At 62.1% G+C, this 17466-nt stretch carries 14 protein-coding genes and 1 pseudogene; 9 read left to right on the forward strand and 6 right to left on the reverse strand.

The window, feature by feature from the left end; all coding sequences use genetic code 11:
• Nucleotides 1-125 (forward strand): annotated as a pseudogene (locus VFB05_RS32235) (IS110 family transposase); the annotation flags it as partial.
• Nucleotides 126-172: 47 nt separating this feature from the next.
• Here VFB05_RS32235 and pimD read toward each other — a convergent pair.
• The 5 genes from pimD to VFB05_RS23315 all read right to left on the reverse strand — a co-directional run bounded on the left by pimD (nucleotide 173) and on the right by VFB05_RS23315 (nucleotide 7791).
• Nucleotides 173-1315 carry a pimeloyl-CoA dehydrogenase small subunit gene (pimD, locus tag VFB05_RS23295; protein WP_325016659.1) on the reverse strand — a complete coding sequence of 381 codons (1143 nt, stop codon included), beginning with the start codon at nucleotides 1313-1315 and terminating at the stop codon, nucleotides 173-175.
• Between the two features lie 135 nt (nucleotides 1316-1450).
• Nucleotides 1451-2641, reverse strand: coding sequence for a pimeloyl-CoA dehydrogenase large subunit (gene pimC, locus VFB05_RS23300; RefSeq protein ID WP_325016661.1), 1191 nt, complete (start codon nucleotides 2639-2641; stop codon nucleotides 1451-1453).
• A gap of 164 nt (nucleotides 2642-2805) precedes the next feature.
• Nucleotides 2806-3993 (reverse strand): acetyl-CoA C-acyltransferase, encoded by a 1188-nt coding sequence (locus VFB05_RS23305; RefSeq protein WP_325016663.1) that lies wholly within the window; start codon nucleotides 3991-3993, stop codon nucleotides 2806-2808.
• Nucleotides 3990-5681, reverse strand: coding sequence for a dicarboxylate--CoA ligase PimA (pimA, locus tag VFB05_RS23310; RefSeq protein WP_325016665.1), 1692 nt, complete (start codon nucleotides 5679-5681; stop codon nucleotides 3990-3992). The genes VFB05_RS23305 and pimA overlap by 4 nt, the downstream gene beginning before the upstream one ends.
• 13 nt (nucleotides 5682-5694) lie before the next feature.
• Nucleotides 5695-7791 (reverse strand): 3-hydroxyacyl-CoA dehydrogenase NAD-binding domain-containing protein, encoded by a 2097-nt coding sequence (locus VFB05_RS23315; RefSeq protein WP_325016667.1) that lies wholly within the window; start codon nucleotides 7789-7791, stop codon nucleotides 5695-5697.
• 235 nt (nucleotides 7792-8026) lie between these two features.
• Here VFB05_RS23315 and VFB05_RS23320 point away from each other — a divergent pair, with 235 nt between their 5' ends.
• The 8 genes from VFB05_RS23320 to VFB05_RS23355 all read left to right on the forward strand — a co-directional run bounded on the left by VFB05_RS23320 (nucleotide 8027) and on the right by VFB05_RS23355 (nucleotide 16667).
• The gene (locus VFB05_RS23320) at nucleotides 8027-8890 is read left to right on the forward strand and encodes an IclR family transcriptional regulator (RefSeq protein WP_325016669.1); all 864 of its coding nucleotides are present in this window, start codon (nucleotides 8027-8029) and stop codon (nucleotides 8888-8890) included.
• A gap of 63 nt (nucleotides 8891-8953) precedes the next feature.
• The gene (locus tag VFB05_RS23325; RefSeq protein WP_325016671.1) at nucleotides 8954-9751 is read left to right on the forward strand and encodes an ABC transporter ATP-binding protein; all 798 of its coding nucleotides are present in this window, start codon (nucleotides 8954-8956) and stop codon (nucleotides 9749-9751) included.
• Entirely contained in the window at nucleotides 9748-10458 is a 711-nt protein-coding gene (locus tag VFB05_RS23330; protein ID WP_325016673.1) for an ABC transporter ATP-binding protein, read from the forward strand. The genes VFB05_RS23325 and VFB05_RS23330 overlap by 4 nt, the downstream gene beginning before the upstream one ends.
• Nucleotides 10459-10469: 11 nt before the next feature.
• The gene (locus VFB05_RS23335; protein WP_325016675.1) at nucleotides 10470-11348 is read left to right on the forward strand and encodes a branched-chain amino acid ABC transporter permease; all 879 of its coding nucleotides are present in this window, start codon (nucleotides 10470-10472) and stop codon (nucleotides 11346-11348) included.
• A 2-nt stretch (nucleotides 11349-11350) separates the two neighbouring features.
• Nucleotides 11351-12394, forward strand: a complete 1044-nt coding sequence (locus tag VFB05_RS23340) for a branched-chain amino acid ABC transporter permease (protein ID WP_325016677.1) — start codon at nucleotides 11351-11353, stop codon at nucleotides 12392-12394.
• 21 nt (nucleotides 12395-12415) lie between these two features.
• Entirely contained in the window at nucleotides 12416-13642 is a 1227-nt protein-coding gene (locus VFB05_RS23345; RefSeq protein WP_325016679.1) for an ABC transporter substrate-binding protein, read from the forward strand.
• A gap of 390 nt (nucleotides 13643-14032) precedes the next feature.
• Nucleotides 14033-15265 (forward strand): ABC transporter substrate-binding protein, encoded by a 1233-nt coding sequence (locus tag VFB05_RS23350; RefSeq protein WP_325016681.1) that lies wholly within the window; start codon nucleotides 14033-14035, stop codon nucleotides 15263-15265.
• A 121-nt stretch (nucleotides 15266-15386) separates the two neighbouring features.
• Complete coding sequence (locus tag VFB05_RS23355; RefSeq protein WP_325016683.1) at nucleotides 15387-16667, forward strand: glycerate kinase type-2 family protein; 1281 nt, start codon at nucleotides 15387-15389, stop codon at nucleotides 16665-16667.
• 244 nt (nucleotides 16668-16911) lie between these two features.
• Here VFB05_RS23355 and VFB05_RS23360 read toward each other — a convergent pair whose 3' ends face one another.
• Nucleotides 16912-17421 carry a MarR family transcriptional regulator gene (locus tag VFB05_RS23360; protein WP_325016685.1) on the reverse strand — a complete coding sequence of 170 codons (510 nt, stop codon included), beginning with the start codon at nucleotides 17419-17421 and terminating at the stop codon, nucleotides 16912-16914.
• Nucleotides 17422-17466 lie beyond the last annotated feature (45 nt).

Below are 17466 nucleotides of genomic sequence, written 5' to 3' on the forward strand. Positions count from 1 at the left end.
ACCTGCGAAGCCAAGGAAAGCCCGCCAAGCTCGCTCTCGTTGCCGTCGCCCGAAAGCTGCTCGTTACCGCTAATGCGCTCGTCAAAAATAACGTCCGCTATACACCCCAGCAACTTGACAGCTAAGACAGTCGCCGGGTTCGCACTTCGTGCGCCCCGGAATGACAACAGCCCTACACCAACCCGCCGGCCGCGGTGACGCGGCGCAGGTGGTATTCGGTGTCGCCAAACGTGTTCTCGATCATGGTCAGGCGCTTGAAGTAGTGGCCGATCGCGGCCTCCTGGGTCATGCCGATGCCGCCGTGGAGCTGGATCGACTGCTGACCGACGAACTTGCCGGACTTGCCGATCTGCACCTTGGCGGCGGCAACCGCGGTGGCGCGCTCCCTGGCGTCCTCGAAGTCGCAGGCCATGGTCGCAAACATCGACATCGAGCGCGCTTGCTCGACCGCCACAAACATGTCGGCAGCGCGATGCTGCAAGGTCTGGAAGCTGCCGATCGGCACGCCGAACTGTTTTCGCGTCTTCAGATATTCGACCGTGGTCTTGAGCGACTCGTCCATCAGGCCGACCGCCTCGGCGCAAAGCGCGGTGCGGGCTTCGTCGACCACGCGCTCGATCAACGGCAAGGCATTTTCCGGATCGCCGATCGCAGCATCCGCGCCGACCTCGACGCCGGTGAAGGTGACGTCGGCGCCATGCAGGCCGTCCTGGGTTGGGTAGCCTTTTTTCGCAATGCCTTTGGCATTGGCCGGCACCAGGAAGACGCCGATGCCGTTGGCGTCACGATGGCTGCCCTTGGTGCGCGCGGTGACGACAAAAGTGTCGGCCGCCTCGCCGTTGAGCACGACGAACTTCTCGCCGTCGATGATCCAGCCGTCGCCCTTTTTCTTGGCCGACGTCGTCACGTCGGCAAGGTCGTAGCGCGAATTCTTCTCGAGCTGCGCAAACGCGAAGGTCTTGGTTCCGTCGATGATGGACGGGATATGCGCTTCCTTCTGCGCCGCCGAGCCGCCATGGCGCAGCAGTCCGCCGGCAATCACGACAGTCGCAAGATAAGGCTCGATCACGAGCGAGCGGCCGAGCGCTTCCATCACGATCATTGTCTCGACCGCGCCGGCGCCGAAGCCGCCGTCGTCTTCGGCGAACGGCAAACCAAGCAGGCCCTGTTCGGCAAAGCGGCCCCACATCGCCCTGCTCCAGCCGCCCGGCTCCTTCATGTATTTCTTGCGCGCTTCGAAATCATAGGCGTCGCCGAGCAGCCCCTCGACGCTGTCCTTGAGAAGCCGCTGCTCCTCCGTCAAATCGAAATCCATAGATCTAATTCCCTGTACCCGGACTATTTCCACCCCGTCATTCCGGGACACGCGACTTCGCGTGGACCCGGAATCCAGAAGTTATTGGCGCGCGCTTCCGGGTTCACGCTTCGCGTGCCCCGGAATGACGTCTCTCTACAACCCCAGCACCGCCTTGGTGATGATGTTGCGCTGGATCTCGTTCGATCCGCCATAAATCGAGACCTTGCGGTTGTTGAAATAGCTCGGCGCGATCTGCGCGGTCCATTCCATCGCTTCGTTCGAGCCGTCATCGCCATGCTCGTCGAAGGGCGCGGCGAACGGACCGATCACTTCCATCAACAGCTCGGTCGTTGCCTGCTGGATTTCCGAGCCCTTGATCTTGAGCACGGAGGACGCCGGATTCGGCTTGCCCTTGCCGTGCTTGCCTTCGTCGGCGACGACGCGCAGCTGCGTCAGTTCGAGCGCCTTCAGCTCGATCTCGACAGCCGCCAGCTTTTCGCGGAACCCTTGATCTTCCATCACGGGCTTGCCGCCGGACTCGACCTTGGACGCGAGATCCTTGATGCGGCGGATGCGTTCCTTGGAAACGCCGACCCGCGCAATGCCGGTGCGCTCGTTGCCGAGCAGGAATTTGGCGTAATCCCAGCCCTTGTTCTCCTCGCCGACGAGATTTTCGATCGGCACCTCGACGTCGTCGAAAAAGACTTCGTTGACCTCGTGGCCGCCGTCGATGGTCCGGATCGGCCGCACAGTGATGCCCTTCGACTTCATGTCGACGAGGATGAAGGAAATGCCGCTCTGCTTCTTCGCGGACGGATCGGTGCGGCAAAGGTTGAAGATCATGTCGGCGTGCTGGGCGAGCGTGGTCCAAGTCTTCTGGCCGTTGATGACCCACTTGTCGCCTTTGCGCTCGGCTTTCGTCTTCAGCGAAGCGAGGTCCGAGCCCGAGCCCGGCTCGGAGAAGCCCTGGCACCACCAGTCATCGACATTGGCGATGCGCGGCAGATAGCGTTTCTTCTGCTCCTCGTTGCCGAAGGTGTAGATGACCGGACCGACCATGCTAACGCCGAAGGCAAGAGGCGCCGGCGCCGGATGCGCCTGAAGCTCTTCGTTGAAGATATAATGCTGCACCGAGCTCCAGCCCGTGCCGCCATATTCCTTCGGCCAGTGCGAGACGCCCCAGCCCTTCTTGTTCAGGATGCGCCACCAGGTCACCATCTCGTCCTTGCTCAGGTGACGGCCCTCGACCAATTTCTGCCGGGTTGCCGGCGGCACGTTGTCACGGAAGAACGCCCGCACCTCGTCGCGAAACGCCTGTTCTTCCTTGGTAAAAGCGAGATCCATTGGAGTCTCCTGTGAATTTCTAACTTGTTCTATCCCACTGTCGTCCCGGCGAACGCCGGGACCCATAACCCCCAGCTTACGTTCTTGGCAAAGCCGGCTACCACAACGCTTCGACCGTTAGGCCGCGGCGTATGGGTCCCGGCTCAAGGCCGGGACAACAAAACTCAGTGCACCACCTCGAACAGACCGGCGGCGCCCATGCCGCCGCCGACGCACATCGTCACCACCGCGAGCTTCGCCTTGCGACGGCGACCCTCGATCAGCGCATGACCAGTGAGACGCGCGCCCGACATGCCATAGGGATGGCCGACCGCGATCGCGCCACCATTGACGTTGATCTTTTCCGGGTCGATGCCGAGCTTGTCGCGGCAGTAGAGCACTTGCACCGCGAAGGCCTCGTTCAGCTCCCAGAGATCGATGTCGTCGACCTTCAGGCCGTGGCGCTTCAGGAGCCGCGGCACGGCAAACACCGGCCCGATACCCATTTCGTCCGGCTCGCACCCGGCGGCGACAAAGCCGCGGAAGATACCGAGCGGCTTCAGGCCGCGCTTTGACGCTTCCTTGTCGCTCATGATGACGGAGGCGCTGGCGCCGTCCGACAACTGGCTGGCATTGCCGGCGGTGATGGTGAAACCTTCGCCGCGCACCGGCTTCAGGCCGGCAAGGCCTTCGGCGGTGGTCTCCGGCCGCGGGCCTTCGTCCTTCGACAGCGTAACTTCCTTGAAGGAGATTTCCCCGGTCGCCTTGTCGGCGACGCCCATCATGGTGGTGATCGGCGCGAGCTCGTCGTTGAACTTGCCGCCTTGCTGCGCGGCGGCCACCCGGCGCTGGCTCTCCAGCGAATACTCATCCTGCCGCTCACGCGAAATGCCGTAGCGTTTTGCCACGACCTCGGCGGTGTCGATCATCGGCATGTAGACCTCGCCCTTGATCTTGAGGAGCGCCGGATCCTGGGTGTGAAACTTGTTGGCGTGATCGTTCTGCACCAGGCTGATCGATTCGCCGCCGCCGCCGACCGCAACCTCGACGCCGTCGAAAATCACCGAACGCGCGGCAAGCGCAATCGCCTGCAAGCCCGAGGCGCATTGCCGGTCAATCGTGGTGCCGCCGACCGTCACAGGGAGACCGGCGCGCAGCAGCGCCTTGCGCGCGATATTGCCGCCGGTCGAGCCCTGTTGCAGGGCCGCGCCCATCACGACGTCCTCGACCTCCTTGGGATCGACCTTGGCGCGCGCGACCGCTTGCCCAATGGCGTGACCAAGCAGCGTGGCGCCTTCAGTGGCGTTGAGCGCGCCGCGATAGGCCTTGCCGATCGGGGTGCGGGCGGTGGAAACGATGACGGCGTCGGTCATGAACGACCTCCTGTTGCGAGTTGTTTGTGTTCTTGTGCGGGTTGGCTTTTAGCCTGCTGGCTGCGCAATTCATGGCGCGAGAGCTTGCCGACCGGCGTGCGCGGCAGTTCATCGACGAATGCGAGCGCGGCGGGAATTTCATGCCGCCCAAGCTTGCCGGAGAGGAATGCCTTCAGGTCATCGAGCGAAAAGGAGGCGCTGCCTGCACGCAGCTTGATGAAGGCTTTCGCCGCTTCGCCGCGATATTCGTCGGGAATGCCGATCACGATCACTTCCTGCACGGCAGGATGCTCGTAGATCGCCTGCTCAATCATTTGCGGATAGACGTTGAACCCGCCGGAGATGATCATGTCCTTCTTGCGGTCGACCAGGAAGAAATAGCCGTCCGCGTCCATGTAGCCGATATCGCCAGTCAGGAAGCGGTCCCCGACAAAAGCTTCCGCGGACCCCGCGGGGTTGTTCCAGTAACCCTTGGTGACGTTCGGCCCCTTGATGCGGATCTCGCCGACTTCGCCCGCGGCCAGCATTTTCTTCGGATCATCGAGCGCGACGACGTCCATCTCGATGCCTGGCAGCATCAGTCCGATCGAGCCGGGTTTTTCGGGCCCCTCATTGGGGTGGCCGGTGCCGGGCGAGCAGGTCTCGGTCATGCCCCAGCCGCTCTTCAATTTCAGGTTCGTCCTGCGCTCAAAGACCTTGGCGACCTCGACCGGCAGCGGCGCGCCGCCAGAGCCCGCCACCGCAAGCGAGGAAAAATCGCGCCTGTCGAGATCAGGCAGGCTTGCGATCGCGATCCACATGGTGGGAACGCCGGGAAATGCGGTCGCACGCTTGACCTCGATGTCGCGCATGACGGCTTCGACATCGAAGCGCTGGTGCAGAGAAATCAGGCTGCCGACGCGGAGCGCGGACAACATCACCACGGTCAGCGCATAGATGTGAAACAGCGGCAGCACGCAGATCACGCGGTCGATCGTATTGCGTTCGAGCCGCGTCGGTCTGGTCCACACTTCATAGATCGACACGGCCGACGTCAGATTGCCGTGGCTGAGCATCGCGCCTTTCGGCAATCCCGTGGTGCCGCCGGTATATTGCAATAGCGCGACGTCGTCGGGCGTCACATCCGGCCATTGCGCAGGCTTGGTCGCGCCTTCGGCGAACTTCGCGAAAGTCGTTATCGCGGGATCGTCCGGGATCGGCGTATGCGGGTTACCCACCGCGCCCCAATGATCGTCCTCGCAGACGATCAGGCGGTCGATCAGGCCTTGCTCCAGAAATTTCACCGCGGTCGGCAGCAGCGTCGCGAGGTTCGAGGTGACCAGAATTCGCGAGCCGCTGTCGCTCAATTTGTGGGACAGAGCACGCATCCCGTCGAGCGGGGAAAGATGGGCGATGCGGCTGCCTGCCTTCAGCGCCCCGAAGAAATTGATCGGATGATCGGGCGAGTTGCCGAGAAACAACGCCACCGTCGCGCCCTTACTGATGCCGGCGCGCAGGAATGCGGCCGCGGCGACATCGGCAAGCGCCTCGAGCTCGGTGAACGAGATTGCGCGGTCGCGAAACTCGATCGCCGGCCGCGACCCGAATTGACGGGCCGCGTCCGACAAGAGATCAGGCAGCGTGCCGCGTTCGATCGGGTCGTCCCAACGGACGCCCTTCGGGTAGAACTGTTCACCGGGATGGGTCATCGTGAAAGACCCATCACGCCGCCTTTGCGCCCTGCGCCCATTGCGCAAAGGTCTTGCCTTCGGCGGCGAGACGCTTGAGCAGAGGCGCCGGCTCCAGGCTGGGATCGTTGGTTTCCTTGGCGTAGAAAGCGAGGCGATCGGCGACGTGCTTGAGGCCGACCTGATCGGCATAGAACATCGGGCCGCCGCGATAGACCGGCCAGCCGTAGCCGTAGAGCCAGATCACGTCGATATCGCCAGGACGCGCCGCGACCTTCTCTTCGAGAATCCGCGCGCCCTCGTTGATCATCGGATACATCATACGCTCGAGGATTTCCTCATCGCTCACCGCGCGGCGCTTGCGGCCGAGCCGTTGCAAGGTCTCGTCGATCAGCTTCTCGACGTCCGGATCGGGCAGCGGCGCGCGCGAGCCGGCTTCGTATTTGTAATAGCCCTTGCCGGTCTTCTGTCCGAAGCGCCCGGCCTCGCACAAAGCGTCTGCGATCTCCGACTTGATGCCGCGGTCCTTGCGTGAGCGCCAGCCGATATCGAGGCCGGCAAGGTCGCCCATCGCGAACGGACCCATCGGCATGCCGAACTTGGTGACGACGGCATCGACCTGCTGCGGCAGCGCGCCCTCGAACAGAAGCTTCTCGGCCTGCTTGCCGCGTTGGGCGAGCATGCGATTGCCGACAAAGCCGTCGCAAACGCCAACCACGGCCGGAACTTTTGCGATTTTCCGAGCAACGGCGACGGCGGTGGTGAGTACATCAGGCGCGGTCTTGTCCGCGCGCACGATTTCGCACAGCTTCATGACGTTCGCAGGCGAGAAGAAGTGCATGCCGAGCACATCCTGCGGACGCTTGGTCTCCTTCGCGATCTCGTCGATGTTGAGATAGGAAGTGTTGGACGCCAGCACCGCGCCGGGTTTGGCGTATTTGTCGAGCGCGCCAAACACTTCCTTCTTGATCGCCATGGTCTCGAACACCGCTTCGATCACAAGATCGGCGTCTTTGACGTTCTCAAGGCCGACGACGCCGTTGATCAGCGCCATGCGCTTGGCGGGCGCATCGGCCGGGATGCCGCCGCGCGCGGCGGTGGCTTCGTAATTCTTCCGCATCACGCCCATGCCGCGCTTGAGCTGCTCTTCCCCGGTCTCGATCAGCGTCACGGGAATGCCGGCGTTGACGAACGACATCGCGATGCCACCGCCCATGGTGCCGGCGCCGATGATGGCGACCCGCTCGACGTTGCGCGGCTTGGTACCATCAGGCACGCCGGCGATCTTGGCTGCCTCACGCTCGGCGAAGAAGGCATAGCGCTGCGCCTTGGACTGATCGCCCGACACCAGCTTGAGGAAACCCTCGCGTTCCTTCTTCAGGCCTTCGTCGAAAGGCAGATCGATCGCAGCTCCGACCGCGTCGGCGGCCGCAAACGGCGCTTCCAGCCCGCGCGCTTTCTTGGTCATCGCCGCGACCGCATTGGTGAAGATCGAGCGATCGGCTTTTGCGGCTTTCAGCTTGCTGTCGTCGTCGCGCAATTTCCTTAAAGGCCGCTTCTCGGCCAGGACTTTTCGGGCAAAGGCCTCGCCGCCAGCGGTCGGGCCTTCGACGATGTCATCGATCAGGCCCTTCTTCAGCGCGTCCGACGCCGAAATCGGATCACCGCCGACGATCATCTTGACCGCAAGCTCCGGACCGACTGCGCGCGGCAGGCGCTGCGTTCCGCCCGCGCCGGGAAGCAGCCCAAGTTTTACTTCCGGCAGGCCAAGCCGTGCTTCCTTGACGGCAACGCGGTAGTGGCAGGCGAGCGCGACTTCGAGCCCGCCGCCAAGCGCGGTGCCATGAATGGCGGCGATCACGGGCTTCGGAGAATTTTCGATCTCGACGAGCACTTCGTGAAGGCCGGGCGAAACCGGCGGCTTGCCGAATTCGGTGATGTCCGCGCCGGCGATGAAGGTGCGCCCGGCGCAAGTCAGAACGATAGCCTTGACCTCGGAATCAGCGATCGCGCGCTTGACGCAATCCGAGATGCCGCCGCGCACGGCGGCGCTGAGCGCATTGACCGGAGGATTGTTCACCGTGACGATGGCAACGGCATCATGACGTTCAAGGCTGACCACTTCACTCACGGAAACTCTCCCTGGATATCCTGTTCTTGCGCAGCTTATTTGAAGTAGACCGATTTATTCCGCATTGCGGAATTGAATTCCGCATCTTGACACGGAGGGTTATTTTGAAGCACGTCCCTTGTCAACAAAGCCTCGTACACGGCTTCGCATTTGATTTTCACATGTTGGACTCGCGGGTACGTCGGTAGCGAACATCGAATTCACTCCACCAGCAGGCGGACGTCGGCGGCAGAACATGAAGCGTCAAGGCAAGAAAGTCGCGACTGATCGCAGTTTTGTCGTCGCGCTTTCCCGCGGTCTCGATGTATTGCGCGCATTTCGGCCCAATGACGGGCTTCTCGGCAATCAAGAGATTGCGGCCCGGACCAATTTGCCGAAACCAACGGTCTCCCGGCTGACTTATACGCTCACCAAGCTCGGTTACCTTACGCCCGTTCCGCGGTTTGAGAAATACCAGCTTGCGCCTGCAGCCATGGCGCTCGGTTATGCCGCGCTTGCCAATCTCGGCGTTCGCCATCTGTCGGAACCATACCGGGAAGAATTGATGCGCGAGACCGGTGGCGCTGTGGCCGTCGGTGGCCGCGACCGTCTCAGCATGATCTATTTCGGCCAGAGCCGCGGCATGACCATCGGCGTTCAGCTCGACGTCGGCTCGCGCGTTCCGATCGCGACCACGGCGATGGGCCGCGCCTATATCTGGGCGCTGTCCGAACAGGAACGAAACGAGTTGCTCGGGGAATTGAAGGAGCACTATGGCCCGCGCTGGGCCAAGATGCGCGACGGTGTCGAGCGCGCCGGCGAGACCGTCGCCAAGCATGGCTTTGTGATCTCGGCCGGCGAGTGGCATGACGACATTGCCGCGGCTGGCGTAGCACTAAAGCTTAATGACGGAACCGGCCCTTATGCGTTTAACTGTGGCGCACCGGCCTTCCGCTTTACAGAAGAGCGGCTGCGCAACGACATCGGCCCGCGTCTTTTGACCATGGTCCGAAATATAGAAGCCTCGCTCGGCGGAATGACGCCGCAAATAAAAAAACCAGAGGGGCGGAAACTGAAAACGGGAGGGAGAGTTGCGCGTGTGGTTGAGGGGATCAGGTAGCCGTTGCCGCTTCTATTCAGCAAAGCTTGATTCCGGCCGGATCTCCTTTCCGTTCGGTGAGCGATGACGGCGGCCCCGACGATGCAGGCGCCCTCGCCGCTGCTTGCAGTTCGCGACGTCAGCGTCACCTTCGGCGGCATCGTTGCGTTGAACGGCGTCTCGTTTCACATGAACCAGGGACAGATCCTGGGTCTGATCGGACCGAACGGCGCCGGCAAGACCACGCTCTTCAACTGTCTGAGCCGGCTCTATCAGCCGAGCTCCGGCGACATCCTGCTGGAAGGCGCGAGCATTTTGAATCGCCCGCCGCACCGGATCGCCGAAATCGGCATTGGCCGCACCTTTCAGAACGTCGCCTTGTTCTCCAACCTGTCGGTGCTCGACAACGTCCGGATCGGCGCGCATGCACGAACGTCCAGCGACATCGTCAGTGACTCGCTGAGGCTTCCGAAGGTTCGCCGCGACGAGGTTGCGCTCAACGGGCGCGTTCATGAAATTCTCAAGTATCTCGAACTCGAAGACGTCGCCCATGCAACCGTTTCGGGACTGCCCTTCGGCACCCAGAAGCGCGTTGAGCTGGCGCGCGCGCTCGCAGCCGAGCCGAAGATCCTGCTGCTCGATGAGCCCGCTGGCGGCCTCAATCACGAGGAAGTTCACGCACTCGGCGACCTCATCCGGCGCATTCGCGATGACCGCAAGGTCACGGTGCTGCTGGTCGAGCATCACATGGGCCTCGTGATGTCGATCGCCGACCACGTCGTCGCGCTGAACTTCGGCAAGAAGCTCGCCGAGGGCACGCCAGCGGCCGTGCAATCCGATCCCGACGTGATCAAGGCCTATCTCGGGAGCAAGGATCAATGACCGCGCTCCTCAACATCAAGGCGCTGAAGGCCTATTACGGCCAGGTCCAGGCGCTGCATGGCCTTGAATTCTCGTTGAACGAAGGCAGCGTGACCACGCTGCTCGGGGCCAACGGCGCGGGCAAGACCACCACCTTGCGGGCGATCTGCAACATGGTCCGGACCTCGGGCGCAATCGAATTTGACGGCGCGCCGCTGACGAGCCGGTCGACCGAAAGCATCGTCCGTCTCGGTATTGCTCACGTGCCGCAGGGCCGCGGCACCTTTACCACCGTGACGGTGGAGGAAAACCTTCAGCTCGGGGCGATCACGCGAAGCAAGTCCGGCGTGGCCTCCGATATCGAACGCATGTACGCGTATTTTCCCGTCCTCAAGCAGCGGCGCGCCCAGCAGGCCGGTACGCTCTCGGGCGGCGAGCAGCAGATGCTGGCGGTGGCGCGCGCGCTGATGCTGCGGCCGCGCCTGATGCTGCTCGACGAGCCCTCGTTCGGGCTTGCGCCCCTGATCGTGCGCGACCTCTTCAAGATTCTCGGCAAGATCAACCGGGAAGACAAGGTCACGATCCTGGTGGTCGAACAGAACGCACAGCTCGCGCTGGAAATTGCCGATCATGCCTATGTGATCGAGACCGGCCGCATCGTGATGTCCGGCAAGGCGAATGAGATCGCGGACAACGAAGACGTCCGCAAATCCTATCTCGGCTATTAGGGAACGCCGCCATGGAGCTGTTCATCAACCAGATCCTGTCCGGCATCGCCACCGGCGCGATCTATGCCTGCATGGCGCTCGCGGTCGTCATGATCTACCAGGCGATCGATCATCTCAATTTCGCGCAGGGCGAAATGGCGATGTTCTCCACCTTCATCTCCTGGCAACTGATGCAATGGGGCTTTCCCTATTGGGGCGCTTTCGTGCTCACGCTGATCTTCTCCTTTATCGGTGGCATCGTGATCGAGCGGGTCCTGTTCAAGCCGCTCGCCAAAGCGCCGATCCTGACCAATGTGGCCGGCTTCATCGCGCTGTTTGCCATTCTCAACAGCTCGGCCGGGCTGATCTGGGATTTCACCATCAAGGAATATCCAACGCCGTTCGGCTCGGCGCCTTTCCTCGGCAGCCAGCTGATCTCGACCCACCAGGCCGGGATGATCGGCGTGACCGTGCTGCTTTTGATCGCGCTCTATGCCTTCTTCCGCTACACACGTGTGGGCCTTGCGATGCGCGCGGCCGCCTCCGTGCCGGAATCGGCGCGGCTGGTCGGGATCAACACCTCCTGGATGATTGCGCTCGGCTGGGGCATGGCGGCTGCGATCGGTTCGATTGCCGGCATGCTGATCGCGCCGGTGGTGTTTCTCGAACCCAACATGATGGTCAGCATCCTGCTCTACGGCTTTGCCGCCGCGGTGCTCGGCGGCCTGACCAGTCCGTTCGGCGCTGTGATCGGCGGATTTCTGGTCGGCATCATCGAAAATCTCGCCGGCACCTATATTCCAGGCGTCGGCAATGAGCTGAAGTTGCCGATCGCGCTGGCGCTCATCATCACCGTTCTGGTCATCAAACCGGCCGGGCTATTCGGCCGGCCCATCGTGAAGCGAGTCTGAACATGAGCGCCGTGCAGGAAGCCGTCACCGGGGCGCCCGCCATCGAAGCCGTTCCCAAGCGCGCGATGACGCTGGGGGCCGGCACCTCGCTGATCGTGCTGGCGCTATTGATCGTCGTGCCGTTCTTCGTGAAGAACTTCATCATCTTCCAGTTGACGATGCTGCTGGTCTACGGCCTTGCGGTTCTGGCGCTCAACATCCTGACCGGCGGCAGCGGACAATTCTCGCTCGGTCAAAGCGCCTTCTACGCAGTCGGCGCCTACACTTCCGCGATCCTGATGGAACATGCCGGCATGAACTACGCGCTGACGCTGCCGATTGCCGGCTTCGTCTGCTTCCTGTTCGGATTTCTGTTTGGTCAGCCGGCGCTGCGCCTTTCCGGCGTCTACCTCGCGCTTGCGACGTTCGCCTTGGCCACCGCGATGCCGCAGATCCTCAAGCTCGGCTATTTCGAATACTGGACCGGCGGCGTGCAGGGCCTCGTGGTGACCAAGCCGGATGCGCCCGACATCGTGCAGAGCGCGCTTCGATGGTTCCACCTGAAAATGTCGCAAGACATGTGGTTCTATTACTTCACGCTCGCGATCACGATGGCGATCTACATTCTCTCCGTCAACCTGCTGCGATCGCGCTCGGGCCGCGCCTTCATGGCGATCCGCGACAACGAGATCGCGGCCTCCGCCATGGGCGTCAACGTCGCGCTCTACAAGACGCTGGCGTTCGGTGTCTCCGCCGCCATCACCGGCATCGCCGGCGGGTTAGGTGCGATTGCCGTGCAATTCGTCGCGCCCGACGGCTACACCATCACGCTCGCGATCTCGCTGTTTCTCGGCATGGTGGTCGGCGGCGTTGGCTGGCTGCCCGGTTCGATCGTCGGCTCCGCCTTCATCATCTTCGTGCCGAACATCGCCGAAGGCGTTTCGAAAGGCCTCTCCGGTGCGGTGTTCGGCGTCATCCTGTTTCTCGTCATCTTCCTGGTGCCGCATGGCGCAAGGCAGGTCGCCATGGTCGCCCAGCATCTGCTTGGGCGCCTCAAGAAACGCTAAGAACAACCCAAGGAGAAAACGATGCTTGCAAAACGAAAACTGCTGGTTGCCGCGGTCGCCGCCGGCGCCGTCGCACTCGGCTCAACCGGCAGCGCGCTGGCGCAGAAGAAATATGACACCGGCGCATCGGATACCGAAATCAAGGTCGGCAATATCATGCCCTATAGCGGCCCCGCTTCCGCATACGGCGTGATCGGCAAGACCGAGCAAGCCTACTTCAACAAGATCAATGCCGAGGGCGGCATCAACGGCCGCAAGATCAATTTCATCTCTTATGACGACGGCTATAGCCCGCCGAAAGCGGTCGAGCAGGCGCGCAAGCTGGTCGAGAGCGACGAGGTGCTGCTGATCTTCAACCCGCTCGGCACGCCGTCCAACACGGCAATCCAGAAGTACATGAATGCGAAGAAAGTCCCGCAGCTGTTCGTCGCGACCGGCGCCACCAAATGGGACGAACCGAAAGAGTTTCCGTGGACCATGGGTTGGCAGCCCAGCTACCAGAGCGAGGCGCGGATCTACGCCAAATACCTGCTCAAGACCAAGCCCGACGCCAAGATCGCGGTGCTCTACCAGAACGACGACTTCGGCAAGGACTATCTGAAAGGTCTGAAGGACGGCCTCGGCGCCAAGACGTCGATGATAGCAGCCGAGGAGGGTTACGAGACCTCCGAGCCCACAATCGACGGTCACATCGTCAAGCTGAAGGCCTCCGGCGCCGATGTCTTCATCAGCATCACCACGCCGAAATTTGCGGCGCAAGCGATCAAGAAACTGGCGGAGATGAACTGGACCCCGCTGCATATCGTGTCCAACGTTTCGACCTCGATCGGCAGCGTGATCAAGCCGGCAGGCTTCGAGAACTCGCAAGGCATTCTCTCGGCGAACTATGGCAAGGACGCCGCGGATTCGCAGTGGGACAACGATCCCGGCATGAGGAAATTCCTCGACTTCCTGGCGAAGTACTATCCCGAAGCCAACAAGCTCGACGCCTCGGTGGTGTACGGCTATGGCGTCGCCCAGACCATGGTGAAGGTGCTTCAGATGTGCGGCGACGATCTCACCCGCGAGAACGTGATGAAGCGGGCTGCCAGCCTGAAGAATTTCGCTCCCGACACCATCCTGCCCGGCATCACCATCAATACGTCGCCGACCGACTTCGCGCCGATCAAGCAGCTTCAGATGGAGCGGTTCAAGGGCGAGAAGTGGGAATTGTTCGGCGACATCATCTCGAGCGAGCTGAGCAACTAGTGGTCCGATTCCAACATTTGTGTTCCTTCTCAGCACGCGCTTTACAAATGTTAGAATCAAAGCACCACTAGCAAATATCGGTTTCTAGTGGAGCTTTGGATTTGGCATTCGCTTGTCGAACGCGCTGCCAACGGGTAGCGAACGTCAAATCCGCTCCACTAGCGTCCCGACCCGAACTGTCGGAATCGGACCACCGGCATTCCACCCCGTGAAATCTTAACGCCTGCAAAAGCCTACTAAAGAAGCAGCCCTCCGCGACATCAGCGGGGGGCTTTTTCTTGTGACCGGTTTGGCAAAATGATACGCAAGCATCAGGCTATCCAAGAGCTTTCGATCAAGAAAAGCCATGCCAGACACAGCCGCCAGAGACTGGACAAGAGGGAGAACGTTATGACTGTTTTCTTAAATAGAATTGCGATCGCGTCCGTTACTGCATTTGCGCTGCTTGCCGGATCGAGCAGTGGCGCGCTCGCGCAGAAGACATACGACACCGGCGCCACCGACACCGCAATCAAGATCGGCAACATCATGCCCTATAGCGGACCGGCTTCCGCCTACGGTGTGATCGGCAAGACCGAGGCCGCCTACTTCAAGAAGATCAACGACGCCGGCGGCATCAACGGCCGCAAGATCGACTTCATCAGCTACGACGACAGCTATAGCCCGCCGAAGACCGTCGAGCAGGCGCGCAAGCTTGTCGAGAGCGACGAGGTCCTATTCATTTTCAACTCGCTCGGCACGCCGCCGAATTCGGCGATCCACAAGTACATGAACGCCAAGAAGGTGCCGCAGCTCTTCGTCGCCACGGGCGCCGCCAAGTGGAACGATCCGAAGGATTTTCCGTGGACCATGGGCTGGCAGCCGAACTACCAGAGCGAGGGGCGCATCTACGCCAAATACCTTCTCAAGGAGAAGCCCAACGCCAAGATCGCCGTGCTCTATCAGAACGACGATTACGGCAAGGACTATCTGAAAGGTCTGAAGGACGGCCTTGGCGACAAGGCCGCTTCGATGATCATTGCGGAGGAAAGCTACGAAACCGCGGAGCCGTCGATCGACAACCACATCGTCAGGCTCAAGGCGACCGGAGCGGACGTCTTCTTTGACGTCACCACGCCGAAATTCGCAGCGCAAGCGATCAAGAAAGCGGCCGAGATCGACTGGAAGGCGCTGCACATTCTCAACAACGTCTCCGCTTCGCTCGGCAGCGTGATCAAGCCCGCCGGGTTCGAAAACTCGCAGGGCATTATTTCGGCGTCCTACCTGAAGGACGTGACCGACCCGCAATGGGAGAATGACCCCGGCATGAAGGCGTTCCTGGAATTCATGGCCAAGGATTTTCCGGAAGGCAACAAGCTCGATCAGTCCACCATCGTCGGTTACGGCGTGACGCAAACGTTGCTCCAGGTCCTCAAGCAATGCGGCGACAACCTCACCCGCGAGAACATCATGAAACAGGCGGCGAACCTGAAGGACTTCCGCACCGAAGTTCTGCTGCCCGGCATCAAGATCAACACCTCGCCGAACAATTTCGCGCCGATCACCCAGCTTCAGCTGCAAGTGTTCAAGGGCGAGCGCTGGGTGCTGTTCGGCGATGTCATCAGCGGTGACGTCAACGGCTGACGTTTCCTTAAGGCGCAAGCGCAAACAAACCCCCGCTGAGATCATCCGCGGGGGTTTTCTTTTGCCGCAAGGAGAGTGATAACGGCGTTCCTGTTCTGACGCGAAGTAAAGCCGTGACGCCATGACCGACAGACGCCCTCTCCTGCGCGCGATTTTCGATGCGGCGGTCGCCGCCGCGCATCCCGACGTGGTGCTGTCGGCGCATTTGCGCCCCATCCCCAAGGGCAAGATCATTTGTCTTGCCGCCGGCAAGGGCGCAGCCGCGCTGGCCGCCGCGGCCGAGCGGCATTATCTCGATCGCCTCAAGCTCGATCCGGCGCGGCTCTCGGGCATTGCCACCACGCGGCACGGTCACGGCGTACCGACGCGGCGGATCAAGGTGATCGAGGCCGGCCATCCCGTGCCAGACGAGGCCGGGCTTAAGGCCGCCGACGAGACCCTTGCTCTGGCAGGGACCGCGGGACCTGACGACTTGCTGCTGGTGCTGTTGTCAGGCGGCGGTTCGGCCAACTGGATCGCGCCGGCCGACGGGGTGACGTTCGCGCTGAAGCAGCAGGTGAACCGCGCGCTGCTCCGCTCGGGCGCGCCGATCGGCGAGGTCAATACCGTGCGCAAGCATCTGTCACGGATCAAGGGCGGACGCCTGGCGCGCGCCGGGCAACGCGCCGAGGTCGTCACGCTCGCGATCTCGGACGTTCCGCGCGACGAGCCGTCCGCGATCGCATCCGGTCCCACAGTGCCGGATCCGACGACGCTGGCCGATGCGCGCGCCATCGTTGCGAAATACCAGCTCGAGATCGACGATGCGGTGCGCCGCGCGCTCGACGATCCCAAAAACGAAAGTTGCAAGCCGGGCGATACCGCCTTTGCCCGCGCGCATTTCGAATTGATCGCGCGGCCGAAAGCTTCGCTCGATGCCGCGGTCAAGGTCGCTGCCGATGCCGGCTATGCGACCATCGACCTCGGCGCCGATCTCGAAGGCGAGGCGCGTGAGGTCGCTGCCGATCATGCGCATCTGGCGCTGAAGGCGCGGGCGGAAGGCAAGCGGGTTGCGATCCTTTCCGGCGGCGAACTCACCGTCACCGTGCGCGGTAACGGGCGCGGCGGCCCGAACCAGGAATATGCGCTGGCGCTTGCGGCTCTTCTGAAGGACACGCCCGATATTTCCGCGCTCGCCGCCGACACCGACGGCGCCGATGGCGGGGCCGGCTCGGCCTCCGATCCCGCCGGCGCCACCATCGACGAGGCGACCTTCGCCAAAATGAAATCGCTCGGGCTCGATCCCGCCGCTTACCTTGCCAACAACGACGCGACCGCTTTCTTCGCTCTCACCGGCGATCTCTTGTTGACCGGGCCTACGCTGACCAATGTCAACGACGTCAGGGTGATTTTGGTGGACTAGCGCCCGAGCCGGCCGAGCTTTGGCGAGGCCGTTAGCGAATGGCGCAAACGGAAAAGCACGCGCCGCCGCGGTCACGTTCCCCGGATGCTGCGCAGCACGAAGTGATGCGCTGCTGATCCAGGGTCCAGCATGATAAGAAATGTTGTCAGCTCTGGGTCGCAGATCTGCGGATGCAACGCCATAGCGCGTCGAACGCGCGCGTAAACGCGCTGGTGGCGCTGCACCGCATCCGGGACACGCACTCTCAAAACTCTTCGGCGATCTTGGCCAGCATCCCGACCAGCGCGGCGCGGTTGTCGGCGCCCAATAATTCGTTGAGGCGCGTCTCGTGTTTGGCGGCGACGAGCTTCTTCGCTCGCGCCAGCACCGCTTTGCCCTTGTCGGTGAGCACGAGCTGGTGCGAGCGGCGGTCGTTGACCGAGCGGATCCGCGCGCAGAGATCGCGGTTCTCGAGTCCGTCGAGCATCGCGACGAAATTCGGCCGCAGGATTCCAAGCGTGCTCGCGATCTCGGTCTGGTTGCGGCCGGGATTGCGGTCGAGCAGGAGCAGGACCGAGAATTGCGCAGGCGTCAGTTGCAGCGGCGCCATGCAGCGCAGAAAATCCTCGAAAATCTTGAGCTGCGCACGCTTGAGCGTATAGCCGAGCAGTTCCGACAGCTCGCCAAGTTCGATCGGAATGCTGTCGCTCTCCTTGCGGGCGGCGTCCCTGCGGGCGGTCTTGGCGCTATTGGCTGCGGCTCTGGAAACGGTCATCGTCAGGCGCTTGAAAATCGCGTTATGCTCAAAACGACCGGCCGA

The sequence above is a fragment of the Bradyrhizobium sp. genome, assembly GCF_035652035.1.
Taxonomy (GTDB): Bacteria; Pseudomonadota; Alphaproteobacteria; order Rhizobiales; family Xanthobacteraceae; genus Bradyrhizobium.

Coding starts and splice junctions, on each gene's coding strand:
- VFB05_RS23355 (WP_325016683.1), top strand. CDS start 15,387: ATGACCGACAGACGCCCTCTCCTGCGCGCGATTTTCGATGCGGCGGTC.
- VFB05_RS23330 (WP_325016673.1), top strand. CDS start 9,748: ATGACCGCGCTCCTCAACATCAAGGCGCTGAAGGCCTATTACGGCCAG.
- pimC (WP_325016661.1), bottom strand. CDS start 2,641: ATGGATCTCGCTTTTACCAAGGAAGAACAGGCGTTTCGCGACGAGGTG.
- VFB05_RS23345 (WP_325016679.1), top strand. CDS start 12,416: ATGCTTGCAAAACGAAAACTGCTGGTTGCCGCGGTCGCCGCCGGCGCC.
- pimD (WP_325016659.1), bottom strand. CDS start 1,315: ATGGATTTCGATTTGACGGAGGAGCAGCGGCTTCTCAAGGACAGCGTC.
- VFB05_RS23305 (WP_325016663.1), bottom strand. CDS start 3,993: ATGACCGACGCCGTCATCGTTTCCACCGCCCGCACCCCGATCGGCAAG.
- VFB05_RS23360 (WP_325016685.1), bottom strand. CDS start 17,421: ATGACCGTTTCCAGAGCCGCAGCCAATAGCGCCAAGACCGCCCGCAGG.
- VFB05_RS23340 (WP_325016677.1), top strand. CDS start 11,351: ATGAGCGCCGTGCAGGAAGCCGTCACCGGGGCGCCCGCCATCGAAGCC.
- VFB05_RS23320 (WP_325016669.1), top strand. CDS start 8,027: ATGAAGCGTCAAGGCAAGAAAGTCGCGACTGATCGCAGTTTTGTCGTC.
- pimA (WP_325016665.1), bottom strand. CDS start 5,681: ATGACCCATCCCGGTGAACAGTTCTACCCGAAGGGCGTCCGTTGGGAC.
- VFB05_RS23335 (WP_325016675.1), top strand. CDS start 10,470: ATGGAGCTGTTCATCAACCAGATCCTGTCCGGCATCGCCACCGGCGCG.
- VFB05_RS23325 (WP_325016671.1), top strand. CDS start 8,954: ATGACGGCGGCCCCGACGATGCAGGCGCCCTCGCCGCTGCTTGCAGTT.
- VFB05_RS23350 (WP_325016681.1), top strand. CDS start 14,033: ATGACTGTTTTCTTAAATAGAATTGCGATCGCGTCCGTTACTGCATTT.